We start from the raw sequence: 21,582 nt of genomic DNA on the forward strand, positions 1-21,582 counted from the left end.
GTTTTTAAACGATTTTGGATTATGTCTCATGATCAATTCAAAACTAATAGGTGGAATATTACTTATAGTAGGAACTTCTATAGGTGGAGGTATGCTTGCCCTACCTGTCTCGACAGCAGAAGTAGGATTTAGCAATTCGATTTTCTTCCTATTTTTTTGCTGGCTGGTCATGACTGCAGGCGCATTATTAATGCTAGAGGTCAATCTACGCCTTCCAGCAGGAAGCAATATGATTTCCATGGCTAAATCCACATTAGGCTTACCTGGTCAAATCATCGCTTGGATAACGTACTTATTTTTGCTTTACACCCTACTCTCAGCTTATATTTCAGGTGGTAGTGATGTATTCAATAGCTTATTACATAAATTGAATATCAATTTGCCTAATAGTGTCACTGCGATCCTGTTTACAGTTTTATTCAGTTTGATTGTTTATAAAGGTATACGCTCGGTAGATTATGTCAATCGCGGTTTAATGTTTGGTAAATTAGGCATTTATGTTTTATTAGTCGCGATTATTAGCCCCCATGCCTCAACTTTGAGTTTAACTGATGGTTCAGCACGTGCATTTACTGGCACATTAATGATCTTGATTACATCATTTGGCTATGCATCAATAATACCAAGCTTACGCGACTATTTTGGAGATGATATACGCAGCCTAAAACGCGTCATTTTATTAGGCTCACTTATCCCTCTTGCCTGTTATATTGTTTGGGATGCAGTCATTATGGGTGTAGTCTCTCGTGAAGGAGAGAATGGCTTACTGGCGCTGATGAACTCGGAACATGCGACAAGCGGATTAACTGAGGCTTTAAGTCAATCCGTGCAAAATCAATGGATTAGTGGATTCTTTGGCTTTTTTACATCCATCTGCATGCTTACAGCATTTTTAGGAGTTTCCCTGGGGCTATTTGACTTTTTAGCAGATGGATTAAAACTGAAGAAATCAGGTAATCAAGGAAAATATACCTTGGCTTTAACCTTCCTTCCACCACTAGCAGTAGTCTTGTTAAATCCTGGAATTTATCTACACGCTTTAAGCTATGCGGGTATTTGTTGTGTCATTTTATTATTGTTATTGCCCGCGATTATGGCATGGAGAGGACGTAAATCCTGCCTGGTCACAACAGAAACTCACTTGGTACCCGGGGGTAATTCCAGTTTAGCTTTAATCGGCTTCATTGCGGTGGGTTTACTTATCATCGCAATTATAAGCTAATGGCATAAGCGTAAATCGTTGCTTGGACAAAGCAATGATCTTAAGGAAAAATATACCTTAAATTCCTTGCATTATTTGCCCTAATTGACGCGTTGATACAGTAACAACAAGGAATCAAATCTATGAAATTTGGATATACCATTATTTATGTCAACGATGTAAAAGCTTCACTGGCCTTTTTTTCTGAGGCTTTTAATATAAAAACACGCTTCTTTCATGAAGCAGGTTATGGTGAACTTGAAACCGGAGAAACAACGCTTGCTTTTGCATCTCATCACTTAGGTGCGAACAATCTGCCTGATGGTTATGTAGCAGCTGATTCATCGAGCCAGCCTTTAGGTATGGAAATCGCGTTAGTTACCGAATCAGTCCAGCGAGCACATGAACAAGCTGTTGCAGCAGGAGCCCAATCAATTCAAGAGCCCATAAAAAAGCCTTGGGGCCAATTAGTCTCTTATGTTCGTTGTCCTGATGGAACATTAGTGGAGTTATGTTCACCATTATCTTAAATATCATTGTAGCCCGGGAATTTTCAACGTGAATAAAACGTTTTAACCTGGATTACGTGTTCATTCAATTAATCAAAAAGTTTAATTTGAATTTCTTGCGATGAACTTTTCCAAGCTCTTTTCATGATTTCCGTATTAAAAGAAATACCAAAATCACCCGTTTGATTAAGAGCAATTATACCCATTTCTCCATTTAACTTTTTATTACGCTCATGAATTACATAATCGCATGCCTCTTGTAATGGCATATCAAACTCCATCATCATGGATATAGTATGGCCAACCACCCCTCTGATTAAATATTCACCTTCACCAGTTCCAGAGACTGCGCAGGTAGTGTTATTAGCATAACATCCCGCACCAATCACACAACTGTCACCGATTCGTCCTGGAAGACAATTGCTGATTCCACCTGTGGATGTTCCCGCCGCAAGATTTCCTTGTAAATCTAAAGCAACAGCACCTACTGTTCCTTTCATTTTCTTTTTCTGAATTTCTTCCATAGTTTCTATTTTATTAAGCTTTTGATATACCTCATACTGATATGGAGTTATAAAATAAGATTCAGCTTCAAATTCCATACCATATTTCTTTGCTAACTCTAAGGCGCCATACCCAGAAAGGAAGACATGTCGTGTTTTCTCCATCACTAATCGAGCAAGACGAATTGGATTTTTTACCGTACGAACCATAGACACCGCACCAGCTTGCAGATCCTTACCATCCATAAGCGAGGCATCCATCTCCACTTCACCTCGTGCATTTAAGGCTGAACCTCTTCCCGCGTTAAATAAGGGATTATCTTCAAGAATCCCAACTGCCTCTTCAACTGCATCTAAAGCAGCCCCCCCCTTATCAAGCACTGCATAACCCTTTTCCGTAGCATTAGCTAAACCCTGCTCAAACTCTTGTTGATGTTCTTGCAAAAAAGAATAATTTTCACTAGCACCACCATGTACTGCAATTGCAATTTTATTCATAAGGTTTATTCCATCACTTAGATTGTTTGCTTACAGGGATTGCAGGGTTTGCCAGAGTACGATCTGCAATGGAAAACTGACATCCCTTTACTAAAAGATGAACGATCAAATTTTCAACAAATACGGGTTCCCCTTCTTCAACGTCAGTAATGTTCGTTTGATCAATATTTCTTCCATCAATGATAACTACCATACCTGAGCCATAACATTCTGCATCCGATCCATTCCGAATCACCAAAGCAGTATCTTCCCCTAAACCAATACCCAGTTGTTCTGGGTTCATAATAATTGCATGCGCAAGACGACTAAATCGCCCTCTTTTGATGAAATGTGTATCAACAATACAAGACTGTAAGATTCCTAACCCTGAAGAAGTTAATAAATTTCGATATCTTAAAGCCTCAGATAAACCTCCACCAGTAATCATAACCGTCCCCATAACCATAGCCCCGGCACTGGTTCCAGCTATAATAAACTCGCTATCATCCAGATATCTTTCTTTAATAATATCGACAATAGGAGTGCCGCCTAGTATGGTTGATAAGCGAAACTGATCCCCTCCGGTAAAAAAAATAGCTCCAGCATCTTCTGCTCTTTTTAAATATTCGTCCTGACGAGCCTCACTTCTATTTTTTATGGGAAGAAATCCTATATTGTTATAACCCATGTTTTGAAAAACTTTTTGATATATTTTTTTTACTTCATCCTGAATTTCAGAACCGGTAGTAATAATTTCTATTTTCTTATTCGATGGAGGCAATAATTCATTGAGAATTTCATAACGTGTAAATTCCTTTTTTTGATCCAAAAAATCCAGAGGTTCATTATCGCCCTTATCCTCAGCACCGCCAATGATCAATAACTTAGCTTTGGGCGTCATTATAAACCTCATTCACCAGCATCAATTGTTTTTCCTTTTTCTTGAGAAAATTGGTTGTTTCAAATACGTCTTCAACGGCGCAAAAAATAAAAGTATCTGGATCAGCAATTTCCATCATATGTTCAATAGCCTCAAGCTCATCTGAAATGATATTTAAAGACGGTTTAAAATCGGAGCGGAGTATTCCAGCAACAAGAAGACGATTTATTTCATGATGTGAGCGCCCTCTTCCGTCTTTATCATGACGAATAACGATCTCATCAAACATTGAAGCAACGTGATAGCCTAATTTTTCGATATCCTCATCACGCCGATCACCAACTACCCCAATAATTCCAATTTTTTTAGTACAACGAATCGAATCAAGATAATTTTTTAACTCACAAAATGCACCTTCGTTATGAGCATAATCGATCATAACTTGGCAATGAGGGAATTTGAAAAGATTCATTCTACCAGGAAGATTTTCAACAGTAGGATGGAAGATTTGAAGGGCTTCTTTTATTTTCTCTATAGAAAAATGACTGATCACGCCCGCTAGCGTGGCCGCTAAGATATTCATAATCATACCAGTAGCAGCGCCCTGAAAACTTAGTGGTATTGATTTTATATCTGCTAAAACCGTTCGTTCCGAGCCTTTTTGGATTACAATACTGCCTTGAGCAATATACGCGGCCAACCCACCTAAACTGCAATGTCGCCTAATCCTAATACTTTCAACCATACTAAATAAAGCAATATTACACGTTAAATCATTTCTTAAATCATAGGTTAAATCGTCATCCGCATTTAAAATAGCGTAGCCTGATTCTTTCGTACTCCGTGCCACAACGGCTTTCACCTGCGCCAATTCTTCAAGGGTATGAATATCATTTAATCCCAAATGATCTCCAGTAATATTAGTAATTACACTAATATCCGATTCATCAAAACCTAATCCTGAGCGCAAAATTCCGCCCCGAGCACATTCCAAGACGGCATAATCCACTTCAGGATCATACAAAACTACTTGTGCACTAGCAGGACCGCTGCAATCTCCGCTATAGATCAATTTATTATTTATATAAATACCCTCGGTCGTGGTATAGCCTGTGTAATGATTCGCAAAACGTGCAAGATGGGCAATCAAACGGACAACCGATGTTTTTCCATTAGTGCCTGTAACTGCAACTACCGGGATCCTTGAGGTTAAATTAGATGGATAAAGCATATTTAAAATAGGCTCTGCTACATTCCGTGGCGTACCTTCATTGGGGGATAAATGCATTCTTAATCCTGGTCCAGCATTTACCTCAATAATGGCTCCATTATTTTCATTGAGAGGATAAGCAATGTCTTTTGAAATTACATCAATTCCACAAATATCCAAATTCACAAGTCGTGCTACGCGTTCTGCAAGAAAAATATTAAACGGATGAACCTCTTCGGTAACATCTTTGGCGGTGCCGCCTGAGCTCAAATTTGCAGTTTCTTTTAAATATAAAATGTGATCTTTAGGTAAAATACTTTCCAAAGTAAGGTTATTTTGTCTTAAAATTGAAAAAGTCGATTCATCAATCTTGATTGTTGTCAGCATATTCTCATGAGACTCACCCCGATTTGGATCGTCATTCGCCTGATCAATCAATTGACTAATTGTAAGTATTCCATCACCTCTAACTTGAGCGGGGGTACGTTTTGCTACAGCAACTACTTTATAATTTATCACTAAAAATCGATAATCATCTCCGACAATAAAGCGCTCAATTATCAATTCATTAGAAATTTTTTTCGCAAGCTCATAACCAAAAATTGCTTTCTTGAGATCCGTAATATTAGTAGTTACCCCTTTTCCATGATTCCCGTTGTGTGGCTTTATTACTAAAGGGAATCCTAATTGCTCTATTGCATGGTGTAACTCTTCTTCGGCTCGAATAATCAACCCTTGTGGTGTTGGAATAAAATTGGCATTTAGAATCTTTTTGGTAAGTTCTTTATCGGAGGCAATATCCACACCAACAGAACTCGTTTTCGAGGATATAGATGCCCAAATCTTTTTTTGATTTCGACCATACCCAAATGTAATTAAAGAAGTATTTTCATAACGTTTCCAAGGTATTTTTCTTTTTTTCGCTTCTTCAACAAGCGCCTGCGTACTCGGTCCCAAACCCTGTTGTTTAAAAATTGCTTTTAAGCGATTGATAGCCTCATCAAGAGGATACTCTTTACCCTCTGCTATGGATTTGATGAAATTGACTGCAGCCTGTCCTGCATATATGCCTGCTTCCTCAATTTGGTATGCATATATCACTTGATACACACCATACTCATTTGTGCCATAAGTTCTGCCAAAACCACATTCCATTCCTGCAAGGCACTGCAACTCCAACGCAACATGTTCGATAACATGTCCTAGCCAGGTTCCTTCTTCTACTCGTTTTAAAAATCCACCTTCAATCCCCAAAGAACAACGATGCTTGTCTAAACTAGGGAGATTTTGTATCAATCGCTCCTTAAACCCAACCAACAGATTCGTAGGAAACTCCTCGTATGTCCCTAAATCGAGTTTGATAACAATGAGTTCTCTTCTGTAGTTTGACCAATAATTCGGGCCTTTCAAGACTTGGGTTTTTAAAATGTTCATTAGCATTCCTTTGGCATATAATGAATTACCGAAAACTCTTTTTAGCATAGGAAGAATTATTTAATTCTTCAAATCCATTTACAAAATAATTGATTCGTGGTTCAAGGTGAACTAAGGAAAATACTTAATTATTTGAAAGAAAATAATTTTTAGGAAAATTTACTAACTGCATTCCCAATAAAGCAATGCAGGTAAAATAGATTATTTTTTAATAAGGATGTGCGATAAGATATTAGGGTTTACATTACAATTTCCATTACGGTCACAGGATGTCCTTTGAAACTGTCAGTATCTATAATATTCCACCCTAATGATTGGTAATAATTCGGAATTGTTCGATCAAAAGCAAAAAGATAAAGCACTTTATATCCCATTTTTTTTGCTTGTTCTTTAGTCACCTCAATAAGACGTTGGCCAAGTCCTTGTCTTTGATACTCAGGTTTTACCGATAAAGAGCCTAGCCATGGCATTAAATCAGGGCGGATACCATCATTTTCACGTAAACTGCACATGCCTACTGGTTTTTCTTCATCGAATGCCACAAAGGTCATTGGCATCCTTTCATTATTCGCATGCTCAAGAAAACGCCGTTCAACATCGGCAAGCGGTACATCAGGTAGCCAAATTTTTCCAAGTCCTTCTCGCCAAATCAAAGCAAGCTCAGGGATCGCATCAAGATTATTTTGCAGAAGTTCAATTCTTATCATTTTTAATACCCATTAATTTTTTTCATTACCTGGTTAATAAAACTGATCAGGATACATCTTGTGTTTCTCTTTTACCACTGGTACTCCCAATAATTAACATGAAGCAGATATACCGTTAGTTTGGTGATTTCCCATATCTATTTAAAGTATAAAGTCCCATGTTTTTTGCTATTTCACCCTCCGCAAAAAACACTTTTCCCTTTATCTCTTTTTGTAGTAATGTAGCCTCTTCTTCATTATGGGTGCGGATCACAATCTCTATATCTGGATTGAGTTGAGTTGCATATTGAATCATCTTTCTTACATGAACCGTATCTGATATTAAAAGTACAAGCATACTGGCATGAGCAATATGGCTTTGAATGAGTACCGATGGTTTAGATGCATCTCCATAAACTGCTGGGATACCAGAAATTCGTAACTCTTCTATTAGCTCTCGATTATCATCTACCACAACATAAGGAACTGCATTTTCAGAAAGTAACTGAGCAACACGCTTACCCACGAGCCCATACCCCACCAAAACAACTTGCCCAGCAAGGTACTCTTCTTTAGTTGTCATTGGTAATTCAGTTAATGGATCTTTTGAACGCTCAAATACCTCAATTAATTTAGGGTGAGATTTTGCCCAGGAATGTATGGGATTTATCAATCTAAATATAAGAGGATTGATGGCTATTGAGATCAACGCGCCAGCCAAAATAAAACTTTGCCCTTCCACTGGAAGAAGACCAAGGCGTGTCCCAATCTCAGCAAGAATAAAAGAAAACTCACCAATTTGTGCCAAACTTGCTGATACGATTAATGCTGATTGTAAAGGATAGCGAAAAGCAAGAACTAATATAAACGCTGCAATCGATTTTCCAATAACAATGATACCTACAACAGTCAGAACTTGCAGTGGTTGTTTCACTAAGACAGCAGGATTAAATAACATACCTACAGAAACAAAAAACAACACTGAAAATGCGTCTCGCAGTGGCAAAGATTCTTGTGCAGCACGATGACTAAAAGCGGACTCCCTCATAATCATCCCAGCAAAAAAAGCGCCTAAAGCAAAAGACACTCCAAACAATTGAGCGGCCACATAGGCGATACTAATTGCGGCAGTAACAACACATAAAGTAAATAATTCATGAGAACCTGTGCGGGCAACATGCCAAAGCAATTTTGGGAAAAATCGACGCCCAACCAGAAACATCAGTGCAATAAAAGTTGAAACCTTTATCAATGTAAGGCCAAGTACAAACCATAATGGTTTGGGAATACTTTCTGATGCATTAGTACCTAACCATTGAGATAATGGCGGAAGCAATACAAGCACAACGACCATGGCTAGATCTTCTACCAAAAGCCAGCCTACCGCGATATGACCATTAATTGTTTCTAAGGTACCCCTCTCCTCAAGCGCTCTTAATAAAACAATTGTACTTGCAACCGATAATGAAAGCCCAAAAATTAATGCATAGCCATAATTCCAACCCCACATGAGGGCAGTACAACCGCCCAATATTGTTGCAACAATCATTTGCACAAGTGCACCAGGAATTGCAACCTTACGAACGTGCATCAAATCAGATAATGAGAAATGCAAACCCACCCCAAACATAAGCAGCATAACACCGATTTCGGCAAGTTCTTGAGCAATTTCAACATTTGCCATTAACCCGGGAGTAAATGGTCCCATAGCAACACCGGCTAATAAATAGCCTACCAAAGCTGGAATTTTGAATCGTACCGCAATGAACCCCATGATTAATGCCAAAGCAAATCCCATTGCAACGGTAGTTATCAATGGAAGAGCGTGATTCATACTAAAGTATCCTTATCTAATTTATTTTCTTTAGAAACCGTTGCTCGCATGCATATCTATTAATCAAACTGAACTTTGCCTTATTACAAATGACCTATCTGAGGAAAAATAATTCAGTCAGTCCCTCTTTATTTAATATAGTAAGCTTCCTTTAGATATCAACCAAATAATGATACCCTGAGTTGCCTCACCAAAGTTACAACTCCGGAATCATCATCTATACTAAAAGTAGTTTGTGGCATAGAGCAAAGGAATAATAATGAATACTCATTCTGGTAGTGGCCGCGGCGATTTTCATACTCTTTACCAAGGTCAATCTGTAGATGATCTCATCATTGAATATATGGAAGAAAATAACATTCCTGGAATGTCTTTAGCAATTGTTCAAGCGCCTTATATTACACGAGTAGTTGGCTATGGATTCGCAGATACAGAAAAAAAGCTTCTAGTTTCTACTCGCACCCTCTTTCATGTGGGGCAATTAACGCACGCATTTACTGCAGTAGCGATAATGCAACTACTAGAAGAAGGAAAACTACAATTAGATGACTCGATTTCTGCCTCAATATCGTCCTTACCTCAAGCATGGCAAGATGTTACCATCAGACAATTATTAACTCACAGTTCAGGAATACCCGATTACTCAGAGTGTGAAGGTTTTTCTTTCCATAAAAATTATGAACCCGAGGATATTTTTAGTTTAATCAAAGATCCGAATTTATTATTTACTTCAGGCACAAAAATGCAACCCAGTGCCTCAAATTATTACTTACTAGGAATTATTATTGAAAACATCAGTGGCATGAGTTATGAAAATTATGTTACCAAAAATCAAATTGAGCGCGTAGGGTTGAAACGCACACTGTTTGTCAAAAATACTTCCGCCATCGATAATGAAGTACATAATGGCACTACCCCTTTCAAACACAGTGAGTTTTTACATAATCCCTCTTATATCGACCCTGTAGAAGTCGCTGTTGGTTATAAAGTGGATAATAAAGCGGCTCCACAGCTTACTTGGACAACCACTTTTGCACACAGTGGCATAATTGCCTCCGCAGAAGATATCAGCATATGGGATATCAGTCTGGCGGGATCTATTTTAGTCAAAGAAGCCGAAAATAGAGATTTTCTATATCATTGTATTACTTTAAATAATAAAACAGTAATCCCTGGAAATGCGGGCTGGGTATTCCCTGGCCATCCTGGCTTAATGGAGATAAAAGGTAACATTCCTGGCTTTTCAGCCTTTTTAAGCCGTTTTACCGCGCCTAATGAGCTATTATGTGTAACTCTTTTAGCCAATAAAGAGAATTTATATGATTTAGATATTTTAGGCCGTAAAATTGCAGCCGCATTTGATATTAAGCTGGCCGCTCCAGCAGGTTCAGGCTCACAAACGCTGCAAAGTCCATATTCTGTCTCCCAAACAATAGAACGAATCACTAACATGATTACCCAAAAGGGAGGTAAAATATTTGCTCATATTGATCACAGTAGTGAAGCCCAAAAGGTGAATCAATCACTGCTACCTACAGAGGTACTTATCATAGGAAACCCTGAAAAGGGAACACCATTAATGCAAGAAAATGCGGCAGTTGCTCTTGATTTACCCTTGCGGATAATGGCTACGGAAGATCAAAGTGGGCAGGTATGGTTAAGTTTCACCGATCCAATTCAATTAGGTAAAGAATACAATTTACACACTAATGAATTAAAACAAATTGCCACTGCCTTGCGCATGCTTTGTGAAAAAGCCGTATCAGCACAAAGTATCATTTAAGATTATTTATTGACTGAAATTGACTTAAAATGAAAAATAGGGCTTATGTAAGCAGTCATTAATTTTACTAGAATAATCGAATGAAATTCTCAACATTATTAAGAATGATGCGATTTTGGCCACCTTTTTGGGGTGCTGGCATCAGTGTAAAAAGTTTTCATTCTGATGGTACTCAGATTGTCGTCCAAATGAAGATGCGTTTTTGGAATAAAAATTATGTGGGAACGCATTATGGTGGTTCCATGTACTCTATGGCCGATCCGTTTTATATGTTGATGTTAATGAATTTATTAGGGAAGGGATATGTTGTCTGGGATAAATCAGCATCCATCCGTTATAAAATACCTGCTAAAGGGACTCTTTATGCGCAATTCAAATTAACTCCAGAACAGGTTGAGAACATTAGGAATGAAGTCAATAAAGCAAAAAAAATTGACTCAGAATTTATTGTTCCTATAACTGATGAAGAAGGAAAAATCGTTGCCGAAGTGAAAAAGATTCTTTCTATTATCAAAAAGTAAAGATGCAAAAATTCGCAGTTGCTTTACACGATGTTCAGGATACTTAATTAATAAGAGAGAGTACTATGCCAATCCATTTCTTTTCAGAAGAAGAACAAGCTCCCATATTGCATCACTATAATGAAACCCAAACCAAGAAAAATAAAATCCCACATCTGCTACGCAATTACAATTCGGGTTGGCCACTCTTACAGGTAAGTCTGTTTAGTCTCAATGACACCGTTGATCCAATAAAATATGAGCATGTTCTAGGTGGTGGAACGTGTCATTTTTTTTATATTGGTGCTTTTAACTTCGCAAGTCTTTTAACAAAAATTCCAGGCAATATGGAGATCATTATCCCACATCCCATACCCCCTCAAAGAGAGCAGATCAAAGCTGATAATGTACTTTTGTTTTTAAAGGCATTTAGCATTCATCATAAAAAATTGGGTATTAAAATTATTAGTACCTCAGGAGGGTACGGTAAAAATTTAACCATTGAACTTCCTGTGGGCAATGCAGAACAACTACGTAATGCATTGAGCGCTAGTTTTTCATTTGCATTAAAAGAACACGCTTCGATCAAAGCAATTGGGCTATGGGAAGATTCTGACTACACACAAAAACAAATCGAGGATGCAATTAACCCTGAAGTTGCTGTTTTTATCAATGGTCAAATCTTTATTGATTTAGGGATGCTTTTAAAACAAACAGTAAAGGATAAAGAGATCAACTTATTATTTAAGTATCTATTTAAAGTGAACGCTTTTTTGGAACTAACAAAGAACTTTTCTGATTTCAAGCCCAATTCAACTACAATCAGTGGAATATCTCCAGAAACTCCTGCAAAACCTCTCGAGTCAAATCTCAAAAAAACAATATCCTTTTTCCAGGAAGAAAAAAAAGACACAACACCACTTCATGATATGGCAGATTATAGTAAGGCTCCAGCAACAAACCAGAGAAGTGAATTCTCATAATAAGAAGTTAAACATCAACTTCCAAAGGTAAAAGTGTATACTTTAAAACCAGGATCATGAGTAATAATTTGTAAATATCCATCGGTGAATCTTTTTTGCGAAAGTAACTCGTAAATGGAGTATTTATCAACTACCAGCATACGTTCTTGTAATTTTTTTCCTGATATGGAATCCGTTAAGATTACCTTAACCGTAATGGGGTTTGCTGTATTATTTCCCATAACAGCATAAACTTTGCGTGCCATAAAGTGTATTTTTAGACCAGCATTTGCTTCTGCCGATACAATGTTCTCTGCATTGACCTGCCATAATCCATTCAAACTCCATGCATTAGACGGTAATTTATCGGAAAAATGATATTGGGTGGTTTTGTCTTTTATGAGCTCCGGACTGTAATCAGAGTCAGCTTTTGCATACCCCAAATAAGTTTCTGGTGTTTGGGAGAGGTTGAATGAAATTTCCTTTAAAGATTTTAAGGTGCTTAAGTCCTTGATCCCCAATAAAAAGCGAATGTTATTCTCCATAACATCATATTCACCTTCCCCAAAATGCCTGTAAACCACATAGCCCTTTTTGTTAATTAAATAATGAGCAGGCCAGTAATGATTTTGATAATTTCTCCAGGTTACAAATTGATTATCGAGTGCTACAGGATACACAATTCCATATCGCTCCACCGCAGCTTTGACATTATCTAATTTTTTTTCAAAATCAAACTCCGGTGTGTGGATGCCAATAATAACCAAACCTTTATCATGATAACGATGATACCAATCTTTGATGTAAGGTATGGTGCGCAAACAATTGATGCATGAATAAGTCCAGAAATCGATTAAAACTACTTTTCCATGCAAATCGACCAAACCTAAAGCAGGCGAATTAATCCAGGCATCGATACCTTGTATTGGTGGCGCTGGATAAGTAAACCATAAACCATTGATGAGTGAATTTGAAGTTTTAATTCCTGTTTGAGGAGTCACTGAAGATGAAACCACCTCTCCTTCAAAGTAAATCATATAAATCACACTCGCAATAATTACGCCTCCTAAAAACTTACGAAAAATAGTGGCTCGCGTTTTAAAAAAGGTGAATGTATTTATTAGTTTTTTTCCATATAGGGAAATAATTAACATAGGAATTGCTGCTCCAAGGGCAAATGCCATCAAAGAGAAGAAACTAATTATTGTTGTTTTCTGTAATGCTGTTTGCACAATAATCGCAGCCAGTATCGGCCCTGCACAGGGAGTCCAAATAATTGCAATGACTCCCCCCAAAAAAAGCCCATTCCAAAAACCTCCTTCATTCTTATTGGCAGAAGAAAAAAAGTTACCTATTCGGGTAAATCCTTGTGTTATTTTGCCAAATTGTTCTGTTAAATAATTTGAGATCATGACGAGGCCTAAAAGAAGCAAAATGGCATAACCGAACCCTCGAACTAAGTTAAAATCAACATTTAAATAACGCACTAATTGATGAGAAAAGAATACGAATAATGAAAAAAACAAAGTAAAACCAACAATAATTCCCATTGGTCGTTTCTTGGATCCTGAGAGTGAACCTGCCAAAAAAATAGGTAGAATAGGTAAAATACAAGGAGAAATAATTAAACAAAATCCTTCTATAAACCCCAAAATAATATTAATAAAATTCGCTTCCATTTTATTTCCGGAAATCGCAATTGATTTTCAATCCATATCTTGTGCGTTGCGTGGCCACTCTTTGTTTTTTAATTGCAATTGCAGAGATCCATTGCTGCACACAAAAAATAAATTGGCGCGAAAAACATCAAATACAAACTATGACTTGTTATAAACGCACATGAGCTCCACTTTCTTGTAATCGCTTGGCAACAACTAACTGAATATTGTCGCGCGCGCGCGGAGGAAAATATTGATAAACTGCCAAAAAATCCCTTGCGGTAATCGTAAGAAACTGGCACGCAGTTATGGTACTAATACGCGCCGTTCTCCGAATATTACGTAAAATGGCAATTTCCCCGAACACATCGCCTGGACCCAAAGTATTAATGCGTTTCCACCCCATAGATTGGGTTTTTATAGAAACCTGAACAGTACCTCGAATAATAATATATAGCTTATCCCCTATTTCGCCTTGTTCTATGACAATCTCTTCGGGTCTATAGTTCGCTATAACACATTTATCAGCAAGCATTTTTTGCTCAATCAGGCCAATACCTGTAAAAATGGTTGCTCGAGAAAGGATGGGTATAATTTCTGCTTGAGATAAACTATTACTAGGTTCCATATACTTTCTCCCTATTTAAAATGATATCCTGGCAACGAGCTACCTACTGCTTATAGTATAGTTGTATTTTTTAAAATTTTTTAAAATCAGAGTAGTTAAATAGTTGTTTACAAAACAATTGCCCCAAAAATAATAAAACACTGATTAAATCAGCTACGCCCCCTGGACTAATTCCTAACTCAGAAAAATGTTGATGTAATTCCAATGCCTTTGTTTGGCGAGTTTGCACACATCGAATTGCTAATAATTCGGCTGCTTTACATTTTGCATAATCTAAACCTGACTTCCCCTTCCTATGAAGAATATTGGTATCATCCATACGCAGTAAAAGCTCTAAATAAGCAAATAAACAAACTGTATCCAGTGATTTAGTCTCAATAAAAAGTGAAATAAAGGCAGGAAGTAATTGAAAAATCAGTTGATAACCCTGCATCGCCATTTGCTTGGCATCAATAACCTTATATTTTCGACGTACTAATGCACCGTGGCTTTCTGGATTTTCAAGATGGTTTGCCAAATATTTCGGCCAATCTGTCAATATTTGCCGATGAACATCCATAGGAGTGAATTGTCTTTTTTCCTGGGCCAACCTCATCACTGAAATACAGATTATACCCAAGGCAAAAATAGCACCACGATGCGTGTTTATTCCCCTGGTTTTTTCAAACATCCGCCGTTCCGCCTCAATAGCTACTTGTTTTAATTCTTCAAAAGAGTCATGAATTAATCCCATTTTTGTAATTTGATAAAAATAATGACGCAAGGTAAATAGGCTACGATAAAATGTTTCACCATTCATATCATGATGTGCACCAGCATCCACAAAACTGACCAAACCTGGTTTAGGATACGCTTTGACTTCAAAATAAAGCGCTCTAACCGCCATTTTGGCAAGCGCTCTTTCACAACAGCGGATAATGTTCATAAAGTTCCACTCTTGATAATAATGTAACCTTGTCCTGACTCTTACATAACAGTTTTTTTGCAGCTAAATTGAGTAGCTCTTTGAGAGGAATATCGCCAAAACCAGGAAAGCGCACTTCGCCATCAATCGTTCGATTGAATTTTTTTGTTAATGCGTCAACGAATTCACGGAGAATAATCAAAGAATATCCTTGGTAATTGAGGAGTAAATCAACATCTGAATCGGACTCAACAAATGAGTCTCCTGATAAATAGTGAAATAAAAATGAGCCATACACCGCGATATCCGAAATCAAATACAATTCAAGAAGATGATTTAACTCCTTTACTCCATAATAACGGGAAAAAAAATCCTGCATCTCGATGAGTTGAGGAAGTGGCTTTTGTTTTTGTACTAATGATGGCGCAACTCGGATACCAACTCGGTGTTTTTTATTGGAAAACAGAAGGGTTAATCCAAGACTTATTGTTTCTTGAGAAACTAATTGTTTGGCATAAATACAAGGCAAGCCTTTTGCAAGCCAAAGTGTTACCTGTTCTTCAATCATTTGTTTGTCTTCATGTAATGAAGCAATAGCAAAATCAGCATCAGATTGGAGATAAATTAAATGATGTCGTTGTGGACTCATAAATGATTGGCTACTTTATTGATAATCGTGTAAGCAAGCTTTCTGCCATCACGTTCGCTCCCCAGGAGTGCTCGCTCATCTTTAGTATTATTTTTTCGAATTGCCAATGCAATTTTTTCAGCAAGTTCAGATGGACTTACAATCTCATGCAAACCTCCAAGTTCATAAAAATTTTGCACACCAGGTGCAAAAACTGGAAATGTCTTGCTAAGCTCCTGGAGTGTGCTCAATTCTATTTTGGTCACCTTTGCGATGCCTTCCAGCCACATCACAGCCAAAGCTGCATCAGGCAAAGCTAAGATAGTATCTGCCATTAAGCCATAGGCAATAAACGCGCCTCCTAAGGCTTGATTATACACAAGCGATATCAAAGCATTTCCTTGTTGGCGTAAACACTCCAAACATTCAAGCAAATGGCCAAAATATTGGTGCATCCCCAACCATTCGTCACGCATTGTTAACTTTTGCCCCGCAACATCGACTAAAAGCAGAACTGGATCCTTTGATTGACTCTCAAGAATATCGATGATGTGCTGAGCCATAATCAGTGCTTGCTCTACACCCAGGAATGTTGATTCCTTTACTCCAAGAAGATGGATCGGTTGATTATTCAGCTTTGCTTGTCCAGAAATAACCGATTGATGTTCCTGTAGCGTAACATCTTGAGAAAAAATCTGCTTGAGAAGAGCCTTTAATGCAACCATTTCTTATTCCTTCTGTATTATCGCAGCGCAGACTACAATCGATTACGATTCTTTTTTTATATTTTTTGCTGCGTTTAAAAATTCCTGTTCACTCATACCAAAAAGAGTTGCAGCATACTTTGGGGCAACTTTATTAAGATAAGTTCCCTCTTCTTGATATCCATCAGTTTCCTGAAAACGTTTTTTTAACAAAGCATGCTTGTGTTTTATGGAATAGAGATCCAATGGAACGCGCTGATTAAGAGCAGCAATCAGTTTAGTGCGTATTGCTGCAACATCAGAACCCACATAGCTTTGAGCAACATCCTGTAAATAGCGTGTTTTACCTCCATATACACGCCATACCAAAGCTCTATCCTGTGAATTAAACGCTTGAATTCCCGCTACCGCTTGAATCACCTCAGGACCCGATACTCCAATACGCCCTACTTCATTAATTACAAGATAATCCAAACAAGCCGAAATAATTCCCATACCACCAAAAGCACCATTTTTACCACAAACGACACCTATAGTGGTTACCCCTTGATGACGTGCGTCAAAAATAGCGCGAATTATTTCTGAAATTGCTATTTCTCCCGCATTTGCTTCATGCAAACGCACACCGCCACTATCAATAAGAAGAATAACTGCTTTAGCCTGGGTTTTAATTGCTGCTTTAAATAAGCCAGTAAGTTTTGCTCCATGAATTTCACCGACGGCACCACCCATGAAATCTTTTTGCTGGGCAGCAACAAGTACTTTATTCTTTTGTAACAATGCAGATCCGATAACAATGCCGTCATCTGCTTCACCTGGCAAATTTAATGCAGCTAAATAAGGACTGTACTGCTTTTCATCAGCAAGCCACTCCATAAACGAATCCTCATCAAAAACAACCTGGATTCGTTCACGTGCATCAAGCTCTTCATAATTAGTACCTATTTTGCAATTACCCTGAAACTCGTCCAATGCCTGACTTAAACGTAATAAAACAACAGCAGGTGTTGCTCCATTATCATTGAGTGTAAATTGCAAACCAACGGGTTGATGTTGACTCACAAAATCCCCAATTACCATTTTCCAAACTGGTTTATAATGTTCAATTGCAGTCTGGATCGTGAAAATCGTTTCAGAATTGGTATTTTCCTCAATAATGACTTCTAGATTTCCAGAGCCAACAACCCCACAAACCGTTTTTTTGCCTCGCAAACGTTCTCCAGAAAGTGTAAAGCGAAACTCCATCATTTCCATATTTTTTGTCCTACCAATTTCTAAATTTTACAGGCGGTTCATATAGACCCTGTGAACAATCAACAAGATCACGAATTGACTTGGCTGCCAATAAATCTCGAGTTGCATCGGAAATTTTAATTCCTAAATCTTCAGGACGTTTAATCACTCCTCGCTGACGCAATTCATCAACCTTTCTCCTATCACGCATTATTCCAACCTCAGTATATCCTGCGATGCCACGAATCGCTTGCTCACGCTCTTCAAGATTACGGCACATCAAAAGATTTGCAATACCCTCTTCAGTCACTACATGACTTACATCGTCTCCATAAATCATCACTGCGGGTAAATCAGCATTCATCGATTTTTGCAAAGCCCAGGCATCCAGATGCTCCACAAATGTAGGTTGTGTTGAACTCTGGAATGTTTCTACCATTTGAATCACCAATTTTCTTCCTCGCGGCATTTTTGTCGCCAGGGCGTCACTGCGTTCTTGTCCTGCTTTTAACCAAGCATATGAAGAATGACGTCGACCCGGAGCATCACAACCCATATTGGGAGCCCCACCAAAACCTGCGATACGCCCCTCAACTGCTGTAGAACTATTTCCTTCAAGATCCATCTGCAATGTTGCTCCGATAAACACATCACACGCATAATGCCCAGCCAACTGGCCTAACATCCGATTTGAGCGCAAGCATCCTTCTTTACCAGTAAAAAAGATATCTGGACGAGCAGCTGCATAGCGATTCATACCCACTTCGCCCCCAAATGGATAAATTGTTTTCACAAATCCAGCTTCGATAGCAGGTATTAAGGTAGGTAAAGGATTAACAACCCAATGCTGGCATATTTTTCCCTTTAACCCTAATGATGCTGCATAGGTCGGCAAAAGTAATTCAATGGCACATGTATTAAAACCCACGCCATGATTTAATCTATTCACTTGATAAGGTGCGTAGATCCCTTTAATCACCATCATGGCCATTAATATTTTCACTTCATCTATGTGTGCGGGATCCCGGGTAAACAGTGGTTCAATATAAGATGTATCTGGACCTTGAACAATGACATCAACCCAATCTCCAGGAATATCAACTCGCGGTAACTGCTCTACCACTTCATTGACTTGTACAATAACTATGCCATTTTTAAAGTTAGTCGCCTCGATAATTGCTGGCGTTTCTTCGGTATTGGCTCCGGTAAACAAATTACCTTGTTTATCTGCCTTATCCGCCATCAACAAACAAACATTTGGCGTCAAATCAGCAACCAATCGTCCAAATAATTCATTATAAGTATGGATATTTCCTATCTCGATTTTTTTATTTTTTACCATATCTGCAAGACGAATTGATTGTGGGCCTGAATAGGCAAAATCAATCCGGTTCGCTATTCCTTTTTCAAAAATATCGAGATGTTCGGACAAGGCAATAGCGGATTGGATCATATGTAAATGATTTACCCTGCCAGGATTTAACTGAGTCAATGCTGCAGCCAAAAAATTGGCTTGCTTTTGGTTATCTCCTTCGATGCAAACTCGGTCACCTGAGTGAATGAGCAGCGAAAGCACGGCAACTAGGTCAGATGCCTCAACAAATTTGTTGTTTTTAAGAAAAGATTTTATTTTGGACAGGCGCTTTAAATATTCTTTTTTATTCTGGTCCCACATTGTGCTTCCTGCGTTATTATTTTTGAATATATATCCAAGAGACTCCTCAAACCTTGCATTTTGGAGTTTCTTCGGTATAGCTAGTGCAATTTAAGCCGAGGTTTTACTCTGCGACTTAACACATTCGACAGAGAAAGCAAAAAAACTCGCCACCCGCCATATAATGCCATTTGGTGTTGTTTATATAAAGATAAATAGAATAAGCGTGCCAACTTACCTTCTATCATGAATCGTTTAGTAATTTTACCCATTAAATTACCAATCACATGATGACTTAAAGTAACTAAAGAACCATGATCATGATAATGATATACAGGTAAAGGCTTACCCTCCAAATATTTATCCAAATTTTTATATAAAAAACTTGCTTGTTGGTGTGCTGCTTGTGCACGTGGCGGAACCGTTTTATCCGAGTTGGTTTGTGGGCAACTCGCACAATCACCTAGAGCAAAAATAGAATCATCCAGGGTTGTTTGTAAGGTTTGCTTCACTAACAATTGATTGGTGTGATTCACCTCCAAACCATCCAGCTGCCTCAAAAAATCTGGGGCTTTAATGCCAGCAGTCCAGACAACAAGATCGGCAGGAATAAATTGTGTCGATTTTGTATGTAAACCACGTTCTGTGACTTTATCAACTTGTTCATTGACACAGATTGTTACCCCCATGCGAGTTAATTCCGCAGATACTTTTTCAGATAATTCTTCTGGAAGCGCGGTCAATAATCGGCTTGCTGCTTCAATTAGGGTAAACGAAATGATTTCAGGTTGAATACCAATACCATAATTTATAATTTCATGAATTGTGTTATTTAATTCTGCGATTAATTCAATCCCCGTTGCGCCACCTCCCACCACTACGAGATTAAATTGACCTTGCTGTGGTTGCTGGGAAAGACGCATAAAACGGTTTAATAATTCGCGATGAAAATAGGTCGCTTGCTGTATGTTATCTAAAAACAAACAATGTTCACGTACCCCAGGGATACTGAAATCATTAGCGACACTTCCCACCGCAATAATTAAAATATCGTATGAAACAGCTCGTTTTGGCAGAACCTCTTGTTCATGACTGAAAAATGGGGACAAATAAATTTCTTTTTTACTTCGATTTAAACCTTCAAGAGCTCCTAAAACAAAATGAAAATGATGTGTCGCTGCATAAGCAAGATAGTCAATTTCATTTTCATTGGTAAACAAGCTACCTGCAGCCACCTCATGTAATAAGGGTTTCCAAATATGGGTCGGGGAACAATCCACCAAAGTAATGGCTGCTTTACCTCCTTTCCCATATTTATTTCCAAACAGTGCAGCCAGCTCCATTCCTCCTGCACCACCGCCGACAATAACTATGTTGGGTACATGAATTTTATTTGGCATAAAAATTCTTCCACAGAATAAATTGTTATTATAGTAGGTTCTGCTGATAATTTATTTTCATACTAATGAGTTGCTTATCATAAGTAAACATGCCGCTCCCCCATTCATATTAAAGACAGAAGAGGGAAAACTTCAGGACTAATCACTACTGACAGAAACTGTCAACGCTATCATTTAAACTCAAATCTCCGTTCAATTTAGGAGAGTTTTTTATGAACCTTGATCCAAATTTAATAATTTTTTATGTTGATAATCCTCAGGTTAGTGCGCCTTTTTACGAGCGTTTATTCAAGAATCAACCTATTGCATCGTCACCTAATTTTGTCATGTTCTTATTAAAATCAGGCGTACGTTTGGGCTTATGGTCAAAGCACTCTGTTGAGCCACCCGTAAGAGTACTTGGTGGTGGTAATGAGCTTTCACTACAAGTGCATGATAACCATATAGTTGACGAACTTCACGCACTCTGGCAGCAAGAGGGAATTCAGATTGCCCAACCACTTACGATGATGGATTTTGGCTATACTTTTGTCGCACTTGATCCCGATAATCATCGTCTTCGGATTTTCTCATTGAAGGCCCAAAACAGTGCCTCGTAATTCCGGCCTTAAAATAATTAGCTTTTTTACTTACCCTAGGGCTTTATTCGAAATCCAGTCTCCCTTCCCCAAAGGGAGCTCCCACAAGGAGAGCTGCAATGAGGTCATATGGTTCACATCATGGGTATTACTTTGATGCACAGATTCAGGCAGGAGTAAAAATATTTAAATCTCGGTTCTAGGCGTTGAGGCCTC

At 38.1% G+C, this 21,582-nt stretch carries 19 protein-coding genes; 6 read left to right on the plus strand and 13 right to left on the minus strand.

Annotated features, from left to right (window positions below):
- The first annotated feature begins 28 nt into the window (after positions 1-28).
- Positions 29-1,222 carry an amino acid permease gene (locus tag DGG96_RS13365; RefSeq protein ID WP_165831614.1) on the plus strand — a complete coding sequence of 398 codons (1,194 nt, stop codon included), beginning with the start codon at positions 29-31 and terminating at the stop codon, positions 1,220-1,222.
- A 122-nt stretch (positions 1,223-1,344) separates the two neighbouring features.
- Positions 1,345-1,731: a VOC family protein gene (locus DGG96_RS13370; RefSeq protein ID WP_110143154.1), complete on the plus strand. Its 387-nt coding sequence runs from the start codon at positions 1,345-1,347 to the stop codon at positions 1,729-1,731.
- A gap of 68 nt (positions 1,732-1,799) precedes the next feature.
- On the opposite strand, the gene DGG96_RS13375 is transcribed toward DGG96_RS13370, so the two are convergent.
- The 5 genes from DGG96_RS13375 to DGG96_RS13395 form a co-directional block, all read right to left on the minus strand.
- Complete coding sequence (locus tag DGG96_RS13375) at positions 1,800-2,711, minus strand: isoaspartyl peptidase/L-asparaginase family protein (protein ID WP_110143155.1); 912 nt, start codon at positions 2,709-2,711, stop codon at positions 1,800-1,802.
- Positions 2,712-2,724: 13 nt separating this feature from the next.
- A complete protein-coding gene (locus tag DGG96_RS13380; protein WP_110143156.1) occupies positions 2,725-3,591 on the minus strand; it encodes a cyanophycinase in 867 nt (288 codons plus the stop codon).
- Positions 3,575-6,214 carry a cyanophycin synthetase gene (gene cphA, locus DGG96_RS13385; protein ID WP_110143157.1) on the minus strand — a complete coding sequence of 880 codons (2,640 nt, stop codon included), beginning with the start codon at positions 6,212-6,214 and terminating at the stop codon, positions 3,575-3,577. The genes DGG96_RS13380 and cphA overlap by 17 nt, the downstream gene beginning before the upstream one ends.
- A 239-nt stretch (positions 6,215-6,453) precedes the next feature.
- Complete coding sequence (locus DGG96_RS13390) at positions 6,454-6,921, minus strand: GNAT family N-acetyltransferase (RefSeq protein ID WP_110143158.1); 468 nt, start codon at positions 6,919-6,921, stop codon at positions 6,454-6,456.
- Positions 6,922-7,036: 115 nt separating this feature from the next.
- A complete protein-coding gene (locus DGG96_RS13395; RefSeq protein WP_110143159.1) occupies positions 7,037-8,734 on the minus strand; it encodes a cation:proton antiporter in 1,698 nt (565 codons plus the stop codon).
- Between the two features lie 259 nt (positions 8,735-8,993).
- Between DGG96_RS13395 and DGG96_RS13400 the strand changes: the two genes are divergently transcribed.
- The 3 genes from DGG96_RS13400 to DGG96_RS13410 all read left to right on the plus strand — a co-directional run bounded on the left by DGG96_RS13400 (position 8,994) and on the right by DGG96_RS13410 (position 12,000).
- The gene (locus tag DGG96_RS13400) at positions 8,994-10,517 is read left to right on the plus strand and encodes a serine hydrolase (RefSeq protein ID WP_110143160.1); all 1,524 of its coding nucleotides are present in this window, start codon (positions 8,994-8,996) and stop codon (positions 10,515-10,517) included.
- A gap of 80 nt (positions 10,518-10,597) precedes the next feature.
- The gene (locus DGG96_RS13405; RefSeq protein ID WP_110143161.1) at positions 10,598-11,038 is read left to right on the plus strand and encodes a DUF4442 domain-containing protein; all 441 of its coding nucleotides are present in this window, start codon (positions 10,598-10,600) and stop codon (positions 11,036-11,038) included.
- 65 nt (positions 11,039-11,103) lie between these two features.
- The gene (locus DGG96_RS13410) at positions 11,104-12,000 is read left to right on the plus strand and encodes a hypothetical protein (RefSeq protein WP_110143162.1); all 897 of its coding nucleotides are present in this window, start codon (positions 11,104-11,106) and stop codon (positions 11,998-12,000) included.
- Between the two features lie 14 nt (positions 12,001-12,014).
- Here the strand turns inward: DGG96_RS13410 and DGG96_RS13415 are convergent, their stop codons facing one another.
- The 8 genes from DGG96_RS13415 to DGG96_RS13450 form a co-directional block, all read right to left on the minus strand.
- Positions 12,015-13,658, minus strand: a complete 1,644-nt coding sequence (locus tag DGG96_RS13415; protein WP_110143163.1) for a cytochrome c biogenesis protein DipZ — start codon at positions 13,656-13,658, stop codon at positions 12,015-12,017.
- A 148-nt stretch (positions 13,659-13,806) separates the two neighbouring features.
- Positions 13,807-14,265, minus strand: a complete 459-nt coding sequence (locus DGG96_RS13420) for a cyclic nucleotide-binding domain-containing protein (RefSeq protein ID WP_110143164.1) — start codon at positions 14,263-14,265, stop codon at positions 13,807-13,809.
- A 70-nt stretch (positions 14,266-14,335) separates the two neighbouring features.
- Complete coding sequence (locus DGG96_RS13425) at positions 14,336-15,190, minus strand: triphosphoribosyl-dephospho-CoA synthase MdcB (RefSeq protein ID WP_110143165.1); 855 nt, start codon at positions 15,188-15,190, stop codon at positions 14,336-14,338.
- Entirely contained in the window at positions 15,168-15,818 is a 651-nt protein-coding gene (locus DGG96_RS13430; protein WP_110143166.1) for a phosphoribosyl-dephospho-CoA transferase MdcG domain-containing protein, read from the minus strand. Before DGG96_RS13430 ends, DGG96_RS13425 begins: the two co-directional genes overlap by 23 nt.
- Positions 15,815-16,522, minus strand: coding sequence for a biotin-independent malonate decarboxylase subunit gamma (locus DGG96_RS13435; RefSeq protein WP_110143167.1), 708 nt, complete (start codon positions 16,520-16,522; stop codon positions 15,815-15,817). The genes DGG96_RS13430 and DGG96_RS13435 overlap by 4 nt, the downstream gene beginning before the upstream one ends.
- 42 nt (positions 16,523-16,564) lie before the next feature.
- Positions 16,565-17,755: a biotin-independent malonate decarboxylase subunit beta gene (locus DGG96_RS13440; protein ID WP_110143168.1), complete on the minus strand. Its 1,191-nt coding sequence runs from the start codon at positions 17,753-17,755 to the stop codon at positions 16,565-16,567.
- Positions 17,756-17,765: 10 nt separating this feature from the next.
- Positions 17,766-19,409: a malonate decarboxylase subunit alpha gene (gene mdcA / locus DGG96_RS13445; RefSeq protein WP_110143169.1), complete on the minus strand. Its 1,644-nt coding sequence runs from the start codon at positions 19,407-19,409 to the stop codon at positions 17,766-17,768.
- An 80-nt stretch (positions 19,410-19,489) separates the two neighbouring features.
- On the minus strand, positions 19,490-20,788 hold the full coding sequence (locus DGG96_RS13450; protein ID WP_110143170.1) for an NAD(P)/FAD-dependent oxidoreductase: 1,299 nt from the start codon (positions 20,786-20,788) through the stop codon (positions 19,490-19,492).
- Between the two features lie 212 nt (positions 20,789-21,000).
- Between DGG96_RS13450 and DGG96_RS13455 the strand changes: the two genes are divergently transcribed.
- A complete protein-coding gene (locus DGG96_RS13455; RefSeq protein WP_110143171.1) occupies positions 21,001-21,387 on the plus strand; it encodes a VOC family protein in 387 nt (128 codons plus the stop codon).
- Positions 21,388-21,582: the final 195 nt, after the last annotated feature.

It is taken from the genome of Legionella qingyii (genome assembly GCF_003184185.1).